The 22584-nt window shown below is 39.3% G+C and carries 19 protein-coding genes; 10 read left to right on the plus strand and 9 right to left on the minus strand.

The window, feature by feature from the left end:
• Positions 1 to 69: 69 nt before the first annotated feature.
• Positions 70 to 444: a DUF2237 family protein gene (locus tag LEPBI_RS03460; RefSeq protein WP_012387722.1), complete on the plus strand. Its 375-nt coding sequence runs from the start codon at positions 70 to 72 to the stop codon at positions 442 to 444.
• Here LEPBI_RS03460 and LEPBI_RS03465 read toward each other — a convergent pair.
• Positions 441 to 1697 carry a phospholipase C/P1 nuclease family protein gene (locus LEPBI_RS03465; RefSeq protein WP_012387723.1) on the minus strand — a complete coding sequence of 419 codons (1257 nt, stop codon included), beginning with the start codon at positions 1695 to 1697 and terminating at the stop codon, positions 441 to 443. The genes LEPBI_RS03460 and LEPBI_RS03465 overlap by 4 nt on opposite strands.
• A gap of 6 nt (positions 1698 to 1703) precedes the next feature.
• On the minus strand, positions 1704 to 2543 hold the full coding sequence (locus LEPBI_RS03470; RefSeq protein ID WP_012387724.1) for an SH3 domain-containing protein: 840 nt from the start codon (positions 2541 to 2543) through the stop codon (positions 1704 to 1706).
• A gap of 135 nt (positions 2544 to 2678) precedes the next feature.
• Here LEPBI_RS03470 and LEPBI_RS03475 point away from each other — a divergent pair, with 135 nt between their 5' ends.
• On the plus strand, positions 2679 to 3542 hold the full coding sequence (locus LEPBI_RS03475) for a hypothetical protein (protein ID WP_012387725.1): 864 nt from the start codon (positions 2679 to 2681) through the stop codon (positions 3540 to 3542).
• A gap of 239 nt (positions 3543 to 3781) precedes the next feature.
• On the opposite strand, the gene LEPBI_RS03485 is transcribed toward LEPBI_RS03475, so the two are convergent.
• Both LEPBI_RS03485 and ilvC read right to left on the minus strand, forming a co-directional pair.
• Complete coding sequence (locus LEPBI_RS03485) at positions 3782 to 5101, minus strand: thiolase family protein (protein ID WP_012387726.1); 1320 nt, start codon at positions 5099 to 5101, stop codon at positions 3782 to 3784.
• Between the two features lie 48 nt (positions 5102 to 5149).
• Positions 5150 to 6151 carry a ketol-acid reductoisomerase gene (ilvC, locus tag LEPBI_RS03490; RefSeq protein ID WP_012387727.1) on the minus strand — a complete coding sequence of 334 codons (1002 nt, stop codon included), beginning with the start codon at positions 6149 to 6151 and terminating at the stop codon, positions 5150 to 5152.
• Between the two features lie 241 nt (positions 6152 to 6392).
• On the opposite strand from ilvC, the gene LEPBI_RS03495 reads away from it, so the two are divergent.
• From LEPBI_RS03495 to LEPBI_RS03510, 4 genes are read left to right on the plus strand one after another with little or no spacing between them, the layout of a single operon-like run.
• On the plus strand, positions 6393 to 6791 hold the full coding sequence (locus tag LEPBI_RS03495; protein WP_012476148.1) for a hypothetical protein: 399 nt from the start codon (positions 6393 to 6395) through the stop codon (positions 6789 to 6791).
• 4 nt (positions 6792 to 6795) lie between these two features.
• Positions 6796 to 7380 carry a hypothetical protein gene (locus tag LEPBI_RS03500; protein WP_012387729.1) on the plus strand — a complete coding sequence of 195 codons (585 nt, stop codon included), beginning with the start codon at positions 6796 to 6798 and terminating at the stop codon, positions 7378 to 7380.
• 16 nt (positions 7381 to 7396) lie between these two features.
• Positions 7397 to 8086, plus strand: coding sequence for a hypothetical protein (locus tag LEPBI_RS03505; protein ID WP_012387730.1), 690 nt, complete (start codon positions 7397 to 7399; stop codon positions 8084 to 8086).
• 59 nt (positions 8087 to 8145) lie between these two features.
• Complete coding sequence (locus LEPBI_RS03510) at positions 8146 to 8619, plus strand: hypothetical protein (RefSeq protein ID WP_012387731.1); 474 nt, start codon at positions 8146 to 8148, stop codon at positions 8617 to 8619.
• Positions 8620 to 8695: 76 nt separating this feature from the next.
• Here LEPBI_RS03510 and LEPBI_RS03515 read toward each other — a convergent pair whose 3' ends face one another.
• From LEPBI_RS03515 to LEPBI_RS03525, 3 genes are read right to left on the minus strand one after another with little or no spacing between them, the layout of a single operon-like run.
• A complete protein-coding gene (locus LEPBI_RS03515; protein WP_012387732.1) occupies positions 8696 to 10399 on the minus strand; it encodes a SpoIIE family protein phosphatase in 1704 nt (567 codons plus the stop codon).
• A gap of 28 nt (positions 10400 to 10427) precedes the next feature.
• Complete coding sequence (locus LEPBI_RS03520) at positions 10428 to 12305, minus strand: ABC-F family ATP-binding cassette domain-containing protein (RefSeq protein ID WP_012387733.1); 1878 nt, start codon at positions 12303 to 12305, stop codon at positions 10428 to 10430.
• Positions 12306 to 12344: 39 nt separating this feature from the next.
• On the minus strand, positions 12345 to 15839 hold the full coding sequence (locus LEPBI_RS03525) for a PAS domain-containing hybrid sensor histidine kinase/response regulator (protein WP_012387734.1): 3495 nt from the start codon (positions 15837 to 15839) through the stop codon (positions 12345 to 12347).
• Positions 15840 to 15892: 53 nt separating this feature from the next.
• Here LEPBI_RS03525 and LEPBI_RS03530 point away from each other — a divergent pair, with 53 nt between their 5' ends.
• The 4 genes from LEPBI_RS03530 to LEPBI_RS03545 all read left to right on the plus strand — a co-directional run bounded on the left by LEPBI_RS03530 (position 15893) and on the right by LEPBI_RS03545 (position 21297).
• Positions 15893 to 18505 carry a hypothetical protein gene (locus LEPBI_RS03530; protein ID WP_012387735.1) on the plus strand — a complete coding sequence of 871 codons (2613 nt, stop codon included), beginning with the start codon at positions 15893 to 15895 and terminating at the stop codon, positions 18503 to 18505.
• A gap of 216 nt (positions 18506 to 18721) precedes the next feature.
• A complete protein-coding gene (locus LEPBI_RS03535) occupies positions 18722 to 20092 on the plus strand; it encodes a hemolysin family protein (RefSeq protein WP_012387736.1) in 1371 nt (456 codons plus the stop codon).
• Positions 20093 to 20623: a phosphopantothenoylcysteine decarboxylase gene (locus LEPBI_RS03540; RefSeq protein ID WP_012387737.1), complete on the plus strand. Its 531-nt coding sequence runs from the start codon at positions 20093 to 20095 to the stop codon at positions 20621 to 20623.
• A complete protein-coding gene (locus tag LEPBI_RS03545) occupies positions 20620 to 21297 on the plus strand; it encodes a phosphopantothenoylcysteine decarboxylase domain-containing protein (RefSeq protein WP_012387738.1) in 678 nt (225 codons plus the stop codon). Before LEPBI_RS03540 ends, LEPBI_RS03545 begins: the two co-directional genes overlap by 4 nt.
• On the opposite strand, the gene LEPBI_RS03550 is transcribed toward LEPBI_RS03545, so the two are convergent.
• Together LEPBI_RS03550 and LEPBI_RS03555 are read right to left on the minus strand one after the other, a co-directional pair.
• Entirely contained in the window at positions 21283 to 21639 is a 357-nt protein-coding gene (locus LEPBI_RS03550) for a DMT family protein (RefSeq protein WP_012387739.1), read from the minus strand. The genes LEPBI_RS03545 and LEPBI_RS03550 overlap by 15 nt on opposite strands.
• A 155-nt stretch (positions 21640 to 21794) precedes the next feature.
• Entirely contained in the window at positions 21795 to 22550 is a 756-nt protein-coding gene (locus LEPBI_RS03555) for an SIR2 family NAD-dependent protein deacylase (RefSeq protein WP_012387740.1), read from the minus strand.
• Positions 22551 to 22584 lie beyond the last annotated feature (34 nt).

A 22584-nucleotide genomic window follows, 5' to 3' on the forward strand; every position in this document is an offset into this window, starting at 1 on the left:
TCGGCCCTTTCCCCAAGAAACAACTTCCCCAACTTGCCCTCGCTTGTTTCCTTTACATTTGGTAGGAAAATGGACGAATCTTTAAATGTACTTGGTGGGCCACTTTTGCCTTGTTCTACGGATCCTTTGACTGGATTTTTTCGTGATGGGTGTTGCAATACTTCCGACGAGGATTTTGGTTCTCATACTGTCTGTGTGTTAGCAACCAAAGAATTTTTAGAATCCCAAAAAGAATCGGGAAACGACCTCATCACACCTTGGCCTGAATATGCCTTCCCTGGAGTCAAACCGGGCGAACATTGGTGTTTATGTGCATCGAGATGGTTGGAGGCATACCGCAATGGGGTTGCTCCAAAAGTATTTTTAGAGTCAACCCACAAACGAGCGTTAGAAATTATTCCATTGGAACTACTCGAACGTTTTGCTATCGAACCTATCGACTAATTTTTTTTTGGTAAGGCATCCAAATATGCCCTTGTATGTTTGGATGTATTTCTAAGTAAAGATGCTAATATTGTATGGATTGGATGGTTTTCCTCATACAATGTTTCATACTTTGGAATGTTTAAATTTTCCAATTGTTCATCTGTAGGTTCGCCTGCATCATATGCTTCTTTGCAAACATTGACACGCAGGTCATCTAAACTTTTCCATTCAACATGATCATTGGCACCAAATGCCATAATCGAAGTTACAACTGGGTGATTCCAATTTTTAGTCATAATTAGATTTTTGATTAGGTAATATTGGTATTCTTCGATCAATGTATGGCGACCAGAAACAAATTGAATCATGTTATCCTTCGGAGTTTGGTAACCTACTATCGATACAAGCTGAACTCCAATTTGTTTCGATGCACCCACTCTTGGTAACACGGATGAATGGTAAGGTTGAGTCAGATCTTGGATATAATGGAGAGCCCATCCAGCAAATCGATAACCCCAATAAGGATGTCCTTTTGAAAAAGCTAACTTCGATAATTCGGTAAATTGATGGATTCTTAATTCAGGATAGGTACGTTTTAAAAAACCTGCTAATGTAAAAATGATTTTTGGTTCATAAAAAAATCCCATATGGAATGGTGCTTGTGATGAATATTCGACAGCAGGGTTTCCAAAAGGTTGGTAACCAAAACCGTATACTTTTCCAACCTCACTGACACTATCTTCAAACAGATGCAGGTCCAAATCATAGTCAGGTTCATCAGTAGCTGATACTAATACTTCATCTGCGCCAATCATCTGTCCTTCTTGCAAAGAAAGAAAGGTTTCATTTACCAACTTACCTTTTTCATTTAAAGTAGTGAGTTGTCCAAGCGGATGGAGTTTTCCATTCTTTTTGGGAACAGATTGGACATAGAGAGTTGCTTTGTGATTGGGATTCACACGGAGTGCTTTGTAAAATTGTGTCACAATATCACTTTCTTTTGTGAGATTGGAAAATTTTAACTCATCTTTGGTTTTTGTTAGATGAGGAAGTCGTGCCAAAGCCCATTCTTCAGAAATGGAAAGAGTTTCTTGGATGGAGTTTTTTTCTTTCGTCAAAAATGATTTTAACGATTCAACTTTGACCATTGGAGTTTTTTGATCCTTCCAGTGGTCCTTTAAGATTAGATAGGTGATTCCTGCATGGTTGTTCCAAGCAAAACTTGGAAATGAAAAAGCGATTAAAGTTACGATGATGATTTGTTTTTTCATTCGATTCTATTTTTCCTTTTTTTGAAATAATGATCCATTCCAAGTATATTCCGTTTGGTAATAGTCATGTTGGTTTGGATCCTCCACATCGAAACTATGCATCACTTCGATGATCGTGTTATCTTTCCCTTTTACCAATTTACGAGAGATCTTTTTATCTTCTGGTAAAGTATCCTTTGGAAATACCAACCATGTCTCAGAACAGGATGGTGGGTCACATGCTCCGGGATTCCAAGAAAACTGTGGTGAAATTTTATTCTCTGAGTTCAAAATGAATATTTGTTCATTTGAATAACCATACTCAATTTCTGAAAAGATTAAAAATTTGATAGCAAATAATGCATTTGGACTTGGTGAAAATTGTTTGGATTCGTAAATCGTATGGTCCCATGTTTCATTGCTCATTGGGCCAACTTCCCAACTACCGTGGCTTAAAAGTTTGGAATCCTGAATGATTTTTAATTCTAATTTACGAGTTTTGATTCCTAGATTTTTACAAAGTACCAAATATTCTTTGAATGGGAACGAATAGTCTGCAATTAAACCACCCCAAAGATAACCTATCTCTTCACCAACTTGTACCTTATACCAGTATTCTTTTACTGAATTCTGTTCTAAGATTTGGTTCGTTTTTGTGAGGACTTTAACAGAACTACCTAAATTGAGTTTTTTGATTACCTTTCCGTTTATGTTACTTGCATCTCTTAGATTTACATTATCACCAAATATTGGATAGGTGGATCCAATATTTTTTTCAGCTATATAATCTTCCCAATGATTTTGTGAATAAAGGGAGGATATGAAACATAGGACTAGTATAAAAAAGGATACTTTGTAACCCGACATAGTGTTATAAAATGGGAACTTTTGAACGAGAGTCGATCTCTTTTCGATTCGGAGGGTATTTTTCTGAACGATAGAAGACGATACTTTTAGAGAGCTTCGTTTGAAGAAACGATTTTATATGTATTTGGACCCAGTATGAAACCCTATTCGTTAGAACAAATTCGAATCTTAGAAGAGAAGATGATCACCTATGAAATCTGGGTGTTCGTATTGGTATTATTTGTTGCCGTACTTCTCCTAATCGTTGTCATGCAAAGACTTGCTTTGGCAAAATTGAAATCTTCGGAACTGTTTCGGATCAAACAAAACCTCAAATCTAATGATAAAGAATCAATGAGTAAAGAATCAATGAGTAAAGAGTTGTTTGATACGAACATGATTGATGTTCACACAGTGACTCAAACACCTCTCCATAGCGAGTTGATCGTTTCAGGGAAAGACTTACCGGAACCAGGCACGCTTTATAAGTTTTCAGTCCCAAGTGAAGGTAATCGATTGTTCATGATTGGCCAGAGAGAAGGGAATGTGATCACTCGTTCATCTGAAGTATTAGATCACCATTTGACAATTGAGATAAACCCATTCGATCAAACGAATGAAGAATATTTATCATATCAGATAGAGTTTCGAAGAGAAGGAAAGGTTTTAGTCCAACTTCCTGATGGTAAAGATTTTATAGAGATGGATATGAAAGAAACTGTTTTGATTTCTCCAACTCCATCCCAAGAAAAAGTTCCATCATTCTCGCATGTGAGCATGAATTCACCGATTCGTTTTCGTTTGGGAGGTAAATTGAATGTGGATGGGAAATTTAAACTTGGTTATCTTGAATTTCATTTGTATATGAAAGATATTTTAGAGCGAACGAGTAGTGGAACGAAGCGAAAAGAAAAACAATTTTATCTGAAATTGTTTAAGATCTTTCCAGGTTACGATACCGCAAGGCAGTCTCGGGATGGGATTGTCCCGATGCTTGAGAGGTTTGGTGGGAAGGTGTGAATCTAGTATCCCCGCCCTGAATTGGGTGGGGTTAACCACCCGCCACCCAATACGTCCTCTCTACCACAACCCATCCTTTCTTACAAACCTCTTCCGAAAAACCGGAAATTCTTTTCAAAAGAGTTCACCTTTTGCATCATTCGATTTCTTAAAATATTTCCCCACAAAAAAAGCCAAGGTGTTACCCTTGGCTTTTTAATCGATCTTTCGAACGAACGTAATTGAATCTTAGATTCGAATTATGGTCTTTCTACAATCATTGATCCTGCAATTCCACCGTGTGCACAAGCAGTCACGAGAACCTTTTTTGCATCTTTGTTTTCATGGAAGTCCATGATCGCATTGTGTAGGAGGCGAACCCCAGTCGCACCAAACGGGTGTCCAATGGCGATAGATCCACCATTTGGATTGATCTTTTTGGCATCAAAGTTCTTTTCCCAATCAAATCCTGTTCTGATTTTGATTTCTTCAAGAGCTGCCACTGCAGTTGCTGCGAATGCTTCATGGATTTCGATCACGTCGATGTTTTCCACTTTTTCGCCAACTTCTTCGAGTAGTCCAAGAGTTGCTTCTGCTTGTCCAAGTCCCATAAGGTTAGGATCCACACCTTTCATTTTGAAACCTGTGACCACTGCTTCTGCTTTCAGACCTAATCTTTTTGCAGCAGCTTCAGAAGCGACAATGATTCCAGCCGCTCCATCAGAACGTGGGCTTGCATTGAAGATGGAAACCGTAGGGCCATGTGATTTTTTTAAATCTTTTCCGTACTTTTCTTTCCAAGCATCAAATTTCATTGCTGGGTTATCAAACATAAGCATTGCGCGACCCATACGAGTTGGGTTTTTCACAAGACCTTCACGAAGGAGAACTGCTTCGTCAGCTTGTAACATGTTCCCTTCATCGTCTTTTACTTCCATAATATACGGTTTGTAACGACCTTCTTGAGTTGCTTCGAAAGCTCTTTTGAAAGATTCGTAAGCCACTTTGTCTTGCGTTTCACGTGGAAGTGCGTAGTTTTGTGCGAGGATTTCTGCTGTGACTTGCATCCCATAAGAAGTTTCTCCATCACCAAGACCATCTTCCAATGTATCACGAAGTTCCACACCTTCTGGAAGGTCGTTTGGAAGGAGTTTTACAAGTGAATCTAAGCTGTTTGTTTTTTTGTTGAGGCGAGCATTTTTCACAACGAAAGGCATAGAAGTTTGAGATTCTTCACCAATCACGAGGAAAACTTCCCCTTCACCTAACATAATTCGGCGAGATGCTTCTGCCACTGCTTCGAGACCTGATACACAGTTGTTTGCCACTGTTAAACAAGGAATTTCTAAAGGCAGGTTCATGAGGTTTGCAATCACACGAGCAGAGTTTGGTGCATTGGCAAAACCCTCTCCCACAATCACACCGTCAATGTCAGTTGGTTTCAAACCACTGCGTTTCATAACTTCATCACCAACAAGTTTCCCTAAGTGGTGGCCTGGATACTGAGCGAGCGCCTTGCCAATTTGTGCAAAAGGAGTTCGTGCAGGTGCTGCGAGTACAATCTTTTGTGTTACTTTCATATATAATCCTTCTTCCTTTCTTTCTTTTAACTAAAGTTACCTAAACAATTACTTTGCGAGCCACTTCATCATGGAACGTAGTTTAGTTCCTACTGCTTCAATTGGGTGTGCCGCATTTTTTTCTTTGAGTTTTTTGTATTCAGGGTATCCAGCTTTTGTATCGGCCATCCAACGTTTTGCAAACGCTGCTCCCTTGTCTTTTTGGATGTCAGTGAGAACATCTTTCATGCGAGCTTTCACACCAGCATCAATCACACGTGGTCCACTGATATAGTCTCCATACTCTGCTGTGTCAGAGATAGAGAAACGCATACGAGCAAGGCCACCTTCATAGATCAGGTCCGTGATGAGTTTCACTTCATGCAAACATTCAAAGTAAGCGATCTCTGGATCGTATCCAGCTTCGGTAAGAGTTTCAAATCCACTCATGATGAGGTTTGCCACACCACCACAAAGAACTGCTTGTTCTCCGAAAAGGTCTGTTTCTGTTTCTTCACGGAAAGAGGTTTCTAAAATTCCTGCTCTTCCTCCACCAACTCCACTTGCGTGTGCGAGTGCACGAGCTTTTGCTTGGCCTGTTGCATCTTGGTAGATGGCGATAAGGCAAGGCACTCCACCACCTTCTGTATACACACGGCGAACTAAATGTCCAGGTCCTTTAGGAGCCACCATATACACGTCTACGTTTTTTGGAGGAGTGATGAGATCGTAGTGGATGTTAAATCCATGAGAGAAAACAAGAGCTTTCCCTTCTGACAGGTTTGGTTCAATGTCCGCCTTATACATGTCAGCTTGGATGGTATCTGGAGCAAGGATTTGGATGATGTCCGCTTTTTTGGAAGCTTCTGCTACATTATAAACTTCGAAACCAGCTTCTTTTGCTTCTTTGACTGATTTGGATCCATCGCGAAGTCCAATGATGACTTTCAAACCAGAATCTTTCATGTTTTGAGCTTGGGCGTGACCTTGGCTTCCGTAGCCAATCACTGCAATGGTTTTACCTTTAAGGAGATTGAGATCGCAACTGTCGTCGTAATAGATATTTGCCATGGATGGGCACACTTCCTGCGGAAAATTTAACTGATTTTTCCATCATTTTGAACTATAACGAGGGAAACAAGAACGAATTAGGGCGCCTTTCCTTGCTTGCTCCGGACTCTCGCTTTCGCTTCGGTCCTTCGGACGGCTTGCGCCTCCTCCGCATCAAGGGCGCAAGGTGACATAATTTGCTTTCGATTCCGACCTCTCCTTTTGATCCCAGAAAAATCATTCGTATAGGTATTATCCGCAAATGCGGAAACCCTCCATTTCAGAATCATCGTTTGGCCACTATACTTCACTCATGATGAACCAAATCAATTATGAATCCATCCAAACCATGAATCGTAAAAAGATAGTTAGGTGGATCATTTCCCTTTTGTTTCTTGGAGGACTTTCCTTCTTTAGTGTGGGGTGTATCACTCCGGACATGGGAAATGAATCCTATTACTCAAGAAATCAAGAGGAGAGTGGTCCATATTACCGTCAAAATCACATCCCGTATCATGGAAATTCCTATCGGTATGGAGTTCCTTACCATGGTAGAGGAACCCAGTTCCATCATCCTAAGTCGGGAGGTGGTCACAACCCGATGCATATCCCTGGAGGGCGTTACCAAAACTTAGGCCGGCCTGGTAAGTGGAGGTTATAGAATTTTGGAACTCAAGGACTACCAAAAACGGGGAAATTTTTTAAGAGAGATCCATCGTATCCTTTGTCTGTTTCGATGGAAATTCTTTGAGCGAAACAATTTGATTGTTTCTAAAGATTCATTCCTTTGCCCTTTTCCTTTCGTACGATCCGTACTTTGTATTTGGACCCTCGGTGTCTCTCTCGTATTGGGGACGAGTTGCGTTAGCCTTCTACCTTCCGAAAGGCGAGTGTATCCGAAAAATCCAGTCAAGTTACCTGCAGGAATGGACATCCATGATTGGATGGAAACAAAGAAGCAACAATTCCCAGACCGACTCCGTAACTATTCTCCCTATGAAAATTCTTATAAGATTATGTTCTATCGAAAAGAATTCACAAGATTAGGATCCTATATCTCTTGTGGGGCTTATGTTCGCCAAACAGACAAACATGCGGTGGAACTGATCGAAATGGTCTCGAATGTCAATTATGCAGACTATTCGATCTCAAACATTCCAAAAGGGGGAGAACTTGGTCCCATGAATGAAAAAGAACGCACCGAAATCCTTCTCCCATGCATCGAAGAATTTTTAACCCCTCCTCAATGAAAGGAATGATCTATCTGTGAAATATCTCGTATTTAGTTGTCTCTTATGTTTGACTCAATGTGCCTTTGTCAATTTAGAAAACCAACTCAAACCCTTTCCAAAAGAATGGCAGAAAGACAAAATTGGTGAGTCCATTACCATTTTAAATCAAAACCGAGTTTTTTATCAGAAAGGTCATAAACGATTTGTTGAAACCAATCCCATGTTTGGAATGCCTTGGAGTGAATTCTTTCTTAAAAAACAAAAGGAAATCGGAAGTTCTCGTTACAAATGGAAAACAATTTATATCCATAACATAGAAGATAAAAATTTCGAACTCACAAATGTGAAAACAGACTATGTACTTTTTGTTGTGGCAAATCGTCCTAAGAGTGATTGGGATGAAGGGAATCTAGGCCAAGTATTACAAATGTTAACTCTTTGTATATACCCATGCCAACAAAAGTTAAGTTTAGACGTTACGGTTAAACTATATTATCAAAACCGATTGGTTTTGGAGAAAACAAACACCCAATTGGCGACAAGGTATTTGAGTCCTTGGTATGTTTTGGTACCGTATCGGTTCCAAATGCGCGATTATGGCAATGCTCTCAATGAACCAAATACATTTTCTGCGATGTATATACAGGGATTCCAGGAAGCCACTGATGAAATCCAACTAAACCTACGAAATGAAGTGGCACAAGAAACAAATGATGCCCCATAAACAAAGGAGCAGCGTATGTTTGTTCTTATGTTTTGGTTGAAAGGAGGAAAGGTGGATTTATGAACGTTAAGTACCCAATTTGTAATTTTTTTTGGACCAAAAAAATTGGATTCCTTAGTTTTGTTTTTTTGGTTTTGCAATGCGTAAGTTTGCTTCCACCTGAAAGAAGGATGTATCCGAAAAATCCTGTGCCACTTCCCAAAGGGATGAACATCCATGACTGGATGGATACCAAAAAGAAACAATTCCCGGAAAACTTAAAAAGCCATACTCCGTATGGAGTTGTATATAAAATTATGTACTTTCGTAAGCAGAAAACGAGTTTCGGCTCTTATATTTCTTGTAGTGCCTATATCAGGCAAATTCAAGGCAATTCCATAGAACTTATCGAACTGGGATCACTTGTTAATTATTCCGACTATCACAAATCAGTGAGTCGATTCAATAAAGGTGGAGACATAGGTCCCATGAATGAAACGGAGCGAACCGAAATCCTTCTCCCTTGTATTGAAGAATTTTTAACTCAAACCTGAAACCAAGGATAAATTGAACATTCCCAAAAGAATCATTTTTTCATGAGTAAAGATTCTTTTGTTTGAATCGAAAGTATCAACTGACACCCGTATAACGAATGAGCCCAAGAGTTAAGTCATCTTGGATGGCTTGGATTCCTCCAGATAAGTGGATCACCGATTGGAAAACTTCGTCTTGGATCTGGACGAGTGGTTGGTTTCGTAGTTCTCGAACCAAGTGGAGTAGTTTATCTTCACCAAACATTTGTAAGGAAGACGGGTCTCTTGCTTCCGTGAGGCCATCGGTGAGCATCACAATCAAATCACCTTTTTCCAGTTGGAATTTTTCTTCTTCCGCAAGGATATCAAAGATGGGAGTGATGATCCTACCCATTGGTTTTAAGCTAACAAGGGCACCTGATTTTCGAATGATGAATAAAGGGAAATGGCCTGCACGAGCAAATGTAAGTGCTCCTGATTCTGTATGTAGATGGACAAAGCTTGCCGTCACAAAATGTTCTCTTAAATTCGGTATGATTTGATTACGGATGGATTCCAAACTTTCCTTCAAGTCACTTGGGTCTTCTTTCCATTTTTCAAGTGAAGTTTTGACAAGGGCACTTAAAAGGGCTGCAGGGATTCCATGCCCAGACACATCGCAAATAAATACACCTAACTCTTGCTTGTCGTGTCTCCATACAATGTCATACAAGTCACCTCCCACTTTCATCATGGGAATGTTTTTGAATAAAATCTCAACACCATTAGGTATAATTTCTTTTTGAGGGAAAAGGGATTCTTGGATTCTTTTTGCCATATCCAATTGTTTTTCGATTTCGATCCTTTGTTCCTCTATGACAGCAGTTCGTTCTAAAACTTTTTGTTCTAGTTCTTCATTGGCTTGTTCTTTCAGTTCGTTTAACACTTGTAATGATTTTAGAGACGTTTCTTGGGCTCGTTCTCTTTCGCGCGTGGCCGTCACAAGGAAGTAAGCTATCCCACTGATACAAAATAAGAACGCGTCCAGAAAGATAAGTGAATCATTGATCGAAAGTCCACTCGCATCACGTCTTGCAAAGACACCTTTCCCTTCAATGGTGAGTGTGACTGCAATGAATGATAAAACTACCGTTGACAAGGTGGCCCCAAATTGACGGAAGCGAATGCTTGTGACAATCACGAAGGGAATGGGAACAAAGAGGAGGGGCCATTCATCACTGAACGCAATGGATCCAGAAATATATACGATGACGATCCATAAAAAAAGTTCCAATTGTTTTGAAAGTTCTAAGTTTAATTTGGATTTGGGATAAAACCAAACATACAGGAGTGGGGCAACGATGAGAAATCCAAGCATCTCTCCTGAAAACCAAGTAAAGAAAACATTAAAATACAATTCAGATGATAAAAAATCCCAATACCATAAACTCGTCACTCCCATCACGGCGCTAATCAAAGATCCAGGAAAGGTTCCAATGCTTAGGAAATAAATTAAATCCTTTGTGGAATACAAAGGATCCGTTTTTTCTGTCACTCGTTTGATGATGCGGTAATTGACGTAACTACTGAGAGTGTTTCCAATTCCTATAATAAACGCTGTTTGGAAATGTGGGTTATTGTAGAAATTGGCAAGGGTGGCGCCGAGGTAAATTCCCGGTAAAGCCACAGGTCCAAGGAGTAAAAGAGAAGAAAGGCCTACACCTTCCGGTGGCCAAACAGGTGAAACTTGGCTATTGAGAAATGCAATATTGAACCAATTTGTGCTGAGATGAAATACCCAATGAGGATGATGGGGGTCCAAAGGAGAATTCTTGTATACTGGACCGTTTTCATTCGGTTTGAAACATTTCCCATTCCTCCATTTTGTAAAGAATTTCCGTCTCAATCGTTTGGATTTCTTCGGATATTTTGTTCAGTTCCATATGATCATTTGCGAATGTACTCAATTTTGATTCTAAAATTGCCTTTTTCCCTTCAAGAGAAGCGATTTCTTTTTCGAGTGTTTGGATTTTCTTTTGGTCTTGTTTCGAATGTTTGGGTTTTTCAATCGTTTTTACCATTTCTTGGGGGGAATTCGGTTTCATAGAACTTAGTTCGTTTTCGGTTTCGAGTGAATCAGTTTCCAAAAAGGAAGAAAAGGTTCCAATGAAATGGTCGAGTTTGCCTTCTTTGCGAAAGATGAGGAGGCTTTCTGCCGTTCGGTCGAGAAAATAACGATCATGCGAAACAATCACTACCGTTCCAGGAAACTCATCTAAAAAAGATTCCAAAACGGAAAGGGTTTGGATGTCGAGATCATTGGTTGGTTCATCCAAGATGAGAAAGTTTGGCCCTGTCATTAAAATTTGAACAAGATAAAGCCTGCGCCTTTCACCACCCGATAGTTTGGCGATCGGTGTGTATTGTAATTTCCCATCAAATAAAAACCGTTCCAACATTTTTGCTGCTGAAATTTTTTCACCTGATTCGGTTTCAATCATCTCACCTGCCACATCTTTGATGTATTCGAGTACATTTCGATCTAATGGAAGTTCAGCACTCGTTTGGTCAAAGTACCCAACTTTGGTATTGAGCCCTGGTTTCAAATAACCGCTATCGGGTGTTAGTCGACCTGCCATCAAATTGAGAAGAGTGGATTTCCCTATCCCATTGGGGCCAATGATCCCGAGTCTTTCTTTGGCTTTGAAGGTATAGGTAAATTCATTGATGAGAACTCTGTCACCAATGGATTTTTTAAGATTATGAATCTCTAATATGGTTTTCCCTTGGCGTTTTGCGGCGACACTGAGTTCTAAATCTTTTTGGATTTCTCGTTTTTCTCTCGTTTGTAGTTCGTTTGCGCGGTCAATCCTTGCTTTTTGTTTCGTTGTCCGAGCTTTGGGTTGTCTTTTCAGCCACTTCACTTCTTGTTTCAAGAATTGTTTGATTTTATCTTCTTGTTTTTGAAGGGTTTCTTCTCGTTCTACCTTTCGTTCTAAATAAATGGAATAGTTGCCTTCGTATAAAAAATAATTACCACGATCAAGTTCCAAAATTTTTGTTACGATGCGATCTAAAAAATAACGGTCGTGTGTGATGAGTAAAATGGCTTTGTCAAGACCAGCCAAATAATCTTCTAACCATAAAATGGATTTTACATCCAAATGGTTGGTTGGTTCATCGAGGATGAGTAAATTACTTTCATCAATGAGGGATTTGGCAAGTTCTACCTTTTTTAACATTCCACCTGATAATTCAGACATCTTTCGTTCTAATTTTTCGACGCCTAATTCGCGTAAAATGGACTTAATTTGTTGTTCATAATCCCATGCAGAGAGTCTGTCCATTTCTTGGGAAGCATTTGTGAATTCATCATCGAGACCTTCTTCTCCTTCGCTCATACGTTCGCAAATATCTTCATACTTACGGATGGTTTTTACGAGTTTGTTATCCCCTTTGTAAATATGATCGAGGATGGTTTCTTTTGGATCAAAGATAGGATTTTGATCCAGGAGGGAAATTTTAAGTTGGTTGTTTTTGATGATTTGGCCAGAATCTGTTTCTTCATTCCCTAAGATGGCACGTAGCAGTGTGGACTTACCTGATCCGTTGATCCCAACGATGGCAAGTTTTTCTCCTTCACTGATGGAGAAATCTAAGTTAGAAAAAAGTTTTTTTTCGCCGATGGTTTTGGAAAGTTTGGATACAGAGACTAGCACAATGTCCATGAGAAAGAAATGGCCTCTTTCGGACAATCGTTATCAGCATTAATGTTTCAAAAGCCAGTGTTTCAGTTTCTCCGCAATCGTATTTAGGACAACAGGTTTTGAAATGTAATCATTCATACCACTTTCCAAACATCTGTTTTCTTCATCCGAAAGCGTGCCTGCTGTGAGTGCAATGATCGGAACATTGTGGCCAATATTCAATTTTCTGATTTCTCTCGTAGCATCATAACCATTCATTTCTGGCATTTGGATGTCCATTAAGATGAGATCTGGCTCCGTCTTTTTGAAATGCTCTACAGCTTCCAATCCGTTCGTAGCTTCGATGATGATTGCTGATTGCAGAATTTTTGATACAATCGTTTTCGTTAACATCATGTTTACCGGATTGTCTTCCACAATCATTACTTTTGTTTTTTCATTAGTGATGATGGGTTGGAATTTTTCCTTTTTTGTAGTGTTTGTATCAGAATGCCTTCCTGAGATCAGATCAAAAAGACTTTCATATAAAATATTGGTTTGGATTGGTTTGAGTAAAATGACACCAACGCCCAACTCTTTTCCTTTTTCATAAATGATGTCTTCATTGGAAGAGGAATGGATGGTAAAGAAAGGGAGTTTTTCTTTTTTTGTAAGTGCCATATTTTTCAGTTGGGCGATGAACTCAAGTCCATTCATTTCAGGCATATTATAGTCTGAGATGATCACGTCATAATTGTTTCCTTTTTGGAAGTCTTGCAGTGCTAAAATTGGAGAGTTGAATGTATACGTTTCAATGTTTTTATAGGAAAGCATTTCTTTGACGACAGAAAGATTGGTTTCATTGTCATCCACAACCATTACTTTTTGAATCGAATGTAAGTCTGGTTCTTTGTTTCTTTCGTTGTCCGCGATTGTAGTGAATTTAAAGTAAAATCTAGAACCATGGTTTAGTTCTGATTCTAATTCAATCTTGGAATCAAATAACTGTAACAATTTTGAAGATATGGAAAGTCCGAGTCCTGTTCCACCAAACTGACGTGTTGTGGAGCTATCTGCTTGGGCAAATACTTCAAAAATTTTGTTTTGGTTTTCTTTGTTGATTCCAATTCCTGTATCAATCACTTCAAATAAAAATTCAAATTCATTTTGATTTACAGGCGTTGCTGTTAATTTGATTTGGATTTCACCTTTGAGTGTGAATTTCAGCGCATTACCAATCAAATTCAAAAGGATTTGTCTCAGTCGCAATGAATCTACAAATACATTTCTTGGAACTTTGGGGGAAATATTTAAGATGAGTTCCAATCCTTTTTCGTAAGCTTTGTGTTTGACGATTTCTGCAATTTGGTGGAGTAAATCAAAAATATTCACCCTTTCTTTATAAAGTTCCATCTTACCGGATTCAATTTTGGAAAAGTCAAGGATATCGTTGATCAAATCGAGTAGAGACAATGCAGATAAATGGACTGTCTCCATGTACTTTCTTTGGACTTGATTTAGGTCGGTGCGCATGAGAAGGTCTGCAAATCCGATCACACCATTGAGGGGAGTACGGATCTCGTGGCTCATGTTTGCTAAAAAATTAGATTTTGCGATTGATGCATTTTCTGCTTTTTCTCTGGCAATGATCAAATCATTTTCTAAAATCTTTCTGTGGGTGATGTCTGTATGGGTTCCAATCACCCGTAATGGTTTTCCATCTTCGTTGCGTTCGATGACCTTTCCTCGATCCAAAATCCATTTATAACTACCGTCTTTACACTTCATACGATGTTCGTTCATGTAAATATTGGTCTCACCATTATAATGTTTTTCCAAAGCGAGAAGGCATTGGTTTAGATCATCGGGGTGTACTCTTTTTTCCCATTCCGAAATATCGGTTCCGATTTCCGAATCAGCATATCCAAGCATGGCCTTCCACTGATTGGAAAAATACACTTGGTCTGTTTCTGCATTCCAATCCCAAATCCCATCTCCCGAACCTTCCAGGGCAAACTGCCAACGCCTTTCACTCTCGCGTAACGCTTCTTCGGTGGCTTTTTGAGCGGAAATATCAATCCCAATCCCCAAAAACCCGGTGATTTCACCTTTTGGGTTTTTGCTCGCTGTGATCACAAGTTGCACTGGGAATTCGGTACCATCTTTTCTGATATACGTCCACTCGTGAGAATCAAAGGCACCTAATCTTGCTTTGTGGACAAAAGTTTCGAATCCAAAAATTGGAACACCGAATTCTTGTGATAAAGATTCTGCACGGTATAAAACTTCATCTTCTTTGTGTAGGATGGATGGAGATGTTTTTCCAATCATTTCTTCCGCTGTGTATTGTAAGTGGTATTCAGCACCCTTATTAAAATGAGTGATGATTCCATTTATATCTGTTCCGATGATGGTCACATGAGTTGTGGCATCCAAAATGGTTTCCAGTTTGGATAAGGCTTCTTCTTTTTGTTTGTCTAAATTGACACTATTTGTGATGTCTTGGAAACTTCCAAACACACGGATACATTTCTCATTTTCAAAAACACCGTGACCAATGGTGCGAACCCATTTGGATTTACCTGTGAATGTTTTGATTTGTAAAATCTGTTCATAGGATTTACGATTTTTGATGGCTTCTTCGAATGCTTTCTTTAGTGCAATTTGTTCCGATTCCACTGGATAAAATTGGAATGCAGTTTCTAAATTCGGAACATAGTCTTCCGGTACTTCATGGATTCTTTTGGTTTCTTTTGCCCAATAAATCGAATTGTGAACCAAATCAACTTCCCAAGCTCCCACATTGGCGGCAGCGTTTGTTTCTTCGAACAAAACTCGGATTCGGTTCAGTTCGTCTCTTTGGTTTTTAATCTCTAATTCTTTTTCTTTTCGTTCACTAATGTCTGAGAGATAAGAAATTTTTTCTGTCGGATAAGAATCATAATAACTAACAACGCTATATTCCGAAATATAGATATAGTGACCGTCTGGTTTTTTGAAACGAAACTCTCTTTGGTAAGTCCTTTGTTTTTGATTGATGTATTCTTTTTCTTCAATTTCGATTTGTTTTTTGTCATCAGGATGGACTAAATTTTCTATCTTCAACATCCCTTTTTTAAAATCCCCTGTTTGATAACCTAGGTTAAGCGAAACATTGGGAGAAACATAGGTGATCAAAAATTCAGAATCAAATTTGTAACGAAAAATCACATAGGGGCCACTATCAAGGATGACACCTTCGATATTAAAATTGGGTTCACCTCGTAAGATGACACAAGGCCCCACTTTTGTCTCGAGGAACCGTCCCACGATGCGGTATTGGTTGCCAAGGAGTGAGGTAAAAAACTGGAATGGAATCCGTCGGCTTAAGGTTTCCTGGCAAAGATTGGATAAAATGAGTCCATCTCTTGGGATAATGGGGAGTTCTTTGATGTGTTTGCCGGTCCCGATGGAATCTTTGGGGAGGTAGAGGTTGGGAGAGGTTTGCGAAAATTGGATTTCTAAATTCCCATCCATGATGATGAGGAATTCGTCAAAACTTTCCACAATGGTTTGGTAATCGAAACTTTCTGCCATTTCCCTTTATGTCACTTGACCAAATCCCTTGGTCCTAGAGAATCAAAGATACGATGAAGAGTCGACTGTCACTTTCTATTTTTTTCAGTTTCATCATCTTTGGTTCCCTTACATCTATATACGCACAAAACCAAAGAAATCATGGTTGGGTCGTTTCTGGAACACAAGGAAAATTACTCATCCAAGGAAAGGAACAACTGACCATCCGAGATGATTTTCGTTTCAAATCTCCAGACACACTCTCACCCAACCAAGAAATTGATTTTTATCTGATGCTTGGCGAATACTACCTCAAAAAAAAAGACAAAGTCGGGATCGCGAATATTCTTTATGACCTTCGGACAAAAAAAGGGGAGTATAGTTTTGCAGATTTTTTACTCACTTCTCTTTGGAAACAATCCCAAGGAGACGAAGTCCAAGCCATCAAAACATTGGATACATACATCCAAAAAGAACCCAATACCTATTTTCGTAATTTAGCAAAGAACATGCGAACCAATCTTTTCCAATCAGGAGAAGATGAAAAAAAAACAATGGTTCGAATGGATTGTCAAAAAACAAAACCATACTATGCCCTTTGTCGTGTTTTCCGTCTGCAATACTACATTGATCTTCCCACTGGCAAAGACAAGGACATGCACAAACATTTTGTGAACATCATGCGAGTGAGTTCACCTTTTTTTGAAGATACCAATTTAGAATGGATCCCACTCCTTGATCGGATTGATGAAGATTTACCAGCAAAATTGTCCTATTTGGGATTTGTGAAAGAAGGAATCCACTTTCAAAAAATGATTATGGATTTGGAAAAAATCACAGATGGAAATACAAATGAAAACTCAATTGAAAGATTGGCATTTTTTCAGATCTTATCTGGTGATTATATCAGTGCCGAAGAATCTTATTTGAATTTTTTAAAATCAGCACGAGGCAAAAAAACATCTATACTGAATCGAATTTATGTGAAGTTAGGTGCTCTTTCCTACTTTCAAAAAGAATACAAAAAATCCTTGGACTTTTATTTAAAACTGGATTTGAGCAATTGGTCTTCTGATATCAATCATCCTTTTTTAAATGAGCCAATGTCCCTTGCAGAAGTAAAAGATTTAATTTCCGTAACCTTATACAAAGTGAGCGGAGCCGATTCGGCACTCAAAGCCTTACAAAAAATCAAAGACCCTGAAAAGTTAACAGAGGCAGATATCTGGCCTAAACTTCGCATCTCACAAATGTTAATGGACCAGAACCCAGAATTGGCTTCTCGAATGACAGATGAGATCATCTATATGGCTCAGGAAAAAAAATGGAGAAGGCTCGAATATGCCGCTACCATTTTACAAGGTTACAACCAAATCTATCGAAAAGAGTATCGGAAATCAACCATTGAACTTACGAAAAGCCGTGGGATTTTGGATGAAGAAAATGCTTTTTATGCCGCTGAGTTTTTACGAAACTTTGGATTTATTTTTGCCCATATTGCATCGGGAAAAAAAGGCCCAGTGAATGGAAACATCCGGGAAGGAGTCAGTGATTATTTATCCAATCATCCTTACGAAGATTTATATACCATTCGCAATTACAGACCACTTGCATTCTCCACGGATTTATTTTTCGAATATGCTTTGAGCCATTTGCGAGATGACAATGATGTTTGGGGATTATTTGATACTCTCTTTAAATACAATGCTGTGAAAATCCAAAAGAATCAAAAGGGAAGCCCTCATTCCCTTTTCCAAATTCCTTTTGTGAACCAACAGTTTAAATTTTTGTCAGGATTTTCTACTGCTAGAGAATCTAAGTTTTTTGATTCTACTTATGCTGAGAGCAGAGAATCCGAAAATGGTATCCAACGAAAGAATGAAGAAGAAAACACACGTTCTCTTGAATCGGTGAAATTACCTACCGTCTTACTACTCCCTTACAAAGAGGAATTTTATCTCTTCACGTTCAATCCTAAGGAAACCAAACGAAACCAATTGAATTGGAAAATGGTAAGAACCCAAAGGCCAGACGCATCGGAAATTTTAGACACGGTAAAAGAGCTTGTTTCTTCCAATAAGGATCATGACAAAATCCAAATTTATTTGAATGAAGCTGGTATCGGATTGTTCCGTTCTTTAAAAAAAGAAATCAAAGACCAATCGTTTGTGTTTTTCTTTAGTTTGTATCCAAATACAGACACTCATAAACCCCTCAATTTATACTCTTGGAAATGCCCGGCAAACATGCGTTCTATGGAAGGAAAAGGCCTGACACTTGTCGACACAGCTTACTTTGAAGGATCACGGATTTTGAAAGACAAAGAACGATTGCACCTTTGGGATTTTCCTGCCATGACCAATGGTTCCTCGCTAGGGCCTGTTCTCAGTTGGTCCTGTCGGTCCGACAATGGGACTTCAGAAGAAATTTCGCTCTTAAAATTATACCGTCGTATTGATTACCGGACCGTGCCTAAGATGATTGTTTACACAGAACGAGTGTTAGGGAAGTCTTGGTCGGAACCTTCTCTCCACCACCAATGGTTACATTTCTGGTTTCGTTCTGGGACAAAAAAAATAGGTTACCTTCCGACCTTACCTGTTCTTGATTCAATCTCCATCCAAAGTCTCTCGGAACCTGCTGCCTACAAAGAGGATGGATTTTGGATCTACGCAAGCGCCCAATAAAAGGGACATAATTCTACGACTGGTATCTGCATCTTTGGGATTTGCCTATCGGAAGGGATTTCGTCTCTTTGGAAGGAAAGTGGTTAGCATCTCGCTTTTCCTGGGATTTGGTCTCAAATTGTAGGCGACACTAGAAGATCGGTCCAAAATACTTAATTCTGTTCCTCATTATACAATGGACCCTGATTTTAAAACTTTAGTGGTGTTGAAGTTCCTATGGAAATAATCGGCATCTTTCTTATCTTCCTCCTTGTCTTTGTCAATGGTTTCTTCGTCGCTGCAGAGTTTGCGATGGTATCAATTCGCCCCTCTCGACTCGAGGAGCTTGTCAAAGAAAACCGGGCCATGTCCCATATCACCAAAAAAGCCATCTCCAAAATCGACGATATGTTGTCGGTATGCCAAGTGGGGATCACCGTTGCGAGTTTACTCCTTGGTTGGATTGGTGAAGCATTATTTGCAAGTGTTGTCTCTGGCTCCTTACGAATGTTGCAAATCGAATTGGATGTTGTCACCATTCATAGTATCTCCATTGGAGTTTCGTTTACACTCATCACTCTCCTTCATGTGATTTTAGGAGAGTTGGTTCCAAAAACGTTAGCGATTCAAAATACCGAAGCGATTGCGTTAGGTGTTTCGGCACCCATGTGGTTGTTCTACTATTTATTTTTCCCAGTTACGTTTATCATGAATCGATTGGCTGGTGGAATCCTCACACTCTTTCGTTTGCAACGAACAGGTGATAAATATGTTCATTCAGCCGAAGAGTTGATGATCATCATTGAGGAACAAAGGAAACAAGGTCGGATTGATAATGCAGAAATGCAACTCATCCAAAAGACGTTTGATTTTTCCGAACATACAGCCAAAGACGTGATGACACATCGATTGTCCATCATTGGAATCCCACAAGAATCAACGATCGATAAACTCCTTCCCCTCATTGCCGAACATAGTTTTTCCAGATACCCAGTGTATCACCAAACTTTGGATAAAATTGTGGGGATTGTCCATGTCCAAAAGTATTTAAAATGGCAAGCCGAGCATCTTTCCGCCAAAGGCAAAAAGGAAAAAATCACTGTCATCATGGAAAAGGATTTTGTAAAGGTTCCGGAATCCATGTCCATCGAACGTGTGATGACAAAACTCCGAGAGAAAAAACAACATATGGCAATTGTTATTGATGAATATGGTGGAGTCTCCGGCTTACTCACGTTAGAAGATATTATCGAGGAATTTTTTGGTGAAATCCGAGATGAAACGGATACCGATGAAGTGGATGTTACATCCAAAAATAAAAAAACGAAAACCATTACCTTAGATGGTGAAACCGAACTCTCTAGCCTAACAGATATTTTAGAAGGGGAAGAACCTTCGGATATGGAAGAAGTTCGGACGATTGCTGGTTACTTCATGGAAAAAAACGAAGATATGCCCAAAGAAGGTAGCATCGTTCAAATCAAAAAAGGTAGTTTAAAAGTGAAAAAAATGGAAGGAAACAAAATCATTTCCATCCTTTTCACGCCGAAATTAGAAGAAGACCATGATTCCGAAATGGAACGGGAACTCTCTTACGAGGATCGGTAAATGAAAGAAATCATCATCGCAGTCTCAGGTTCCATTGCTTCTTACAAGGCATGTGATTTGGTAAGAGGGCTTACCAAAACTGGTTACCCTGTGCGAGTGATCATGACTTCCAACGCCACAAAATTTGTGGGTAAAATTACCTTCGAAGCCCTAACAGGAAAACCTGTACGTGTGGATGAATTTGATACAGGGATGGCCCATATCGAAATCAAAAACATTGCGTCTGTGTTTGCCGTCGTTCCTGCTTCCGCCAATATCATTGGAAAAATGGCAAACGGAATTGCCGATGATTTAGTGACGTCAACCTATCTCGCTTGCACCTCACCTGTATTAGTTGCTCCTTCGATGAATCCTGGGATGTATCTCCATCCAGCAGTGCAGAGGAATTTAAAAACACTAGAGGCCGATGGCGTACACATTGTATCCCCAGAAAAGGGCATAGTGGTTTGTGGTGATGAAGGGTATGGCAAACTGGCGACAGTCGAAACCATTATGGAACAAATCATCGAACTCCACAAAAAGAATTCATGAATTTAAAATTCAAACGAGTCATTGTCACCTCAGGACCCACGAGAGAATGGATTGACCCAGTTCGGTACATCTCGAATGCCTCATCTGGCAAAATGGGATATGAAATTGCAAAATCATTTTTACAATATCCAGTGGATGTGATCTACATCCATGGAAATACCTTAGAGCGATATGCCAATCTTCCTGGCGCCAAACAAAACGTAGAGGTTGAAACCACAATGCAACTTCGAGATGCGGTACTCGCACAAATGGAAAATGATACGCTACTTGTGATGGCCGCAGCTCCCGCTGACTTTCGACCCATCATGACCGCAGAACATAAAATCAAAAAAGAAAGATCCTCGGAAGGGAGTAAGGGACTTTTACTCGAGTTAGAAGAAAATCCCGATGTTTTGAAACAAGTGTTTGAATATGTATCTGAAAACCAAATTCAAAACTCCATCCGTGTGGGTTTTGCCGCTGAAACAAACGATTTAGAAAAACATGCCAAGGACAAACTTGTTCGCAAAGGATTACAATTCATCGTTGGAAATTATGTGGGTCATGGCAAAGGATTTGGAGAAGTGGATTCTACTTTGCGTATTTACAGTCAAGTAGGTCTCGTCAAAGAAATTGGTCCCATGCCAAAAGAAAACTTAGCTGAATCACTTGTTCAATTTTTAGTGACTGTTTGAATGATTGCCAAATCCAAAGGCAAAATATCCAGCAAGTAAAATCAAACCAAAACTCACCACATAGTTCCATTTGATTCTTTCACCAAGAAATAAGGTGGCAAAGAGTATGAAGACAAAGATGGTGATGATCTCTTGGATGATTTTTAACTGGAACCCTTCGAATTTGTAGACTGTATACCCGATGCGATTGGCTGGCACCATAAGCACATATTCAAAAAAGGCGATACCCCAAGAAAATAGAATCACGTAAAACATTTGGTTTGATTTTGCATATTTTAAATGACCATACCAAGCAAAGGTCATAAAGATATTGGAAAAAATAAGTAAAACAACTGTTAGCATAAATTTAAGTCCTATTTTAGAATTGAATTTTGTGTTAGTGTAAGATATTATATTTCAAAGAATATCAGATTTACATTCTGTAAAATTTCATGACTTCATTCCTAATCGGTTAGAGCTAAAATTTAACTCTAACTCTTTTGAGATTACAAGGAATCTTATTCCATAGTTTCATCTGGAAATACTTCCTTCCAAATTTGAGGTAATACTTCTCCCGATTTCCCATCAAAGTGATGTTTCATGGAAGGTGTTAGATTTGTTTCCTCTGGATTGATTTCAATCCCGATGGCACCATTGCGAATGGCGGTTTGGGCCAAATTGGTTGGAACCGATACATTGGCACTTGTTCCGATCAAAATCACCACTTGCGATTGTTTACAAAGTTCCCAACTCTTCGTGAGTAAATTTTGGTTGTATTCTTCACCAAACCAGACAATATCAGGGCGGAGTAGGGAATCACATTCTTTACAAAATTTGAGTCCTGGATGATCCAATCCATCTTTTTCCAAATGGAATATTGACGTACAATTTGTACACCTCACTCGAAAGATATTCCCATGTAATTCGATCAGAGTTTCACTTCCGGCACGAGGGTGGAGTCCATCTACATTTTGTGTGATGAGATGAACGGAACTAGATTTTTTTTGCCATTTTGCGATGATTAGGTGGCCGAGGTTTGGTTTTGCTTTTTGACAAATTTCCCTTCTCCAATCATACCATTCCCATACAAGTTTTGGATTCTTTTGAAAGGCTTCGGGTGTTGCCAGATCCTCTGCTCGGAAGTTTTTCCAAAGGCCACCTTCTCCGCGAAAGGTAGGAATCCCACTTTCGCTCGAAATGCCAGCACCTGTTAAAAAAACGATGGAAGGAGCGTTTTGTATGAGTTCCAAAGAATCTTGGGGCAAAAGGTTCATTTCTTTGGTTCATTCTAACAAATTCTTTCAAAAT

The sequence above is a fragment of the Leptospira biflexa serovar Patoc strain 'Patoc 1 (Paris)' genome, assembly GCF_000017685.1.
Taxonomy (GTDB): domain Bacteria; phylum Spirochaetota; class Leptospiria; order Leptospirales; family Leptospiraceae; genus Leptospira_A; species Leptospira_A biflexa.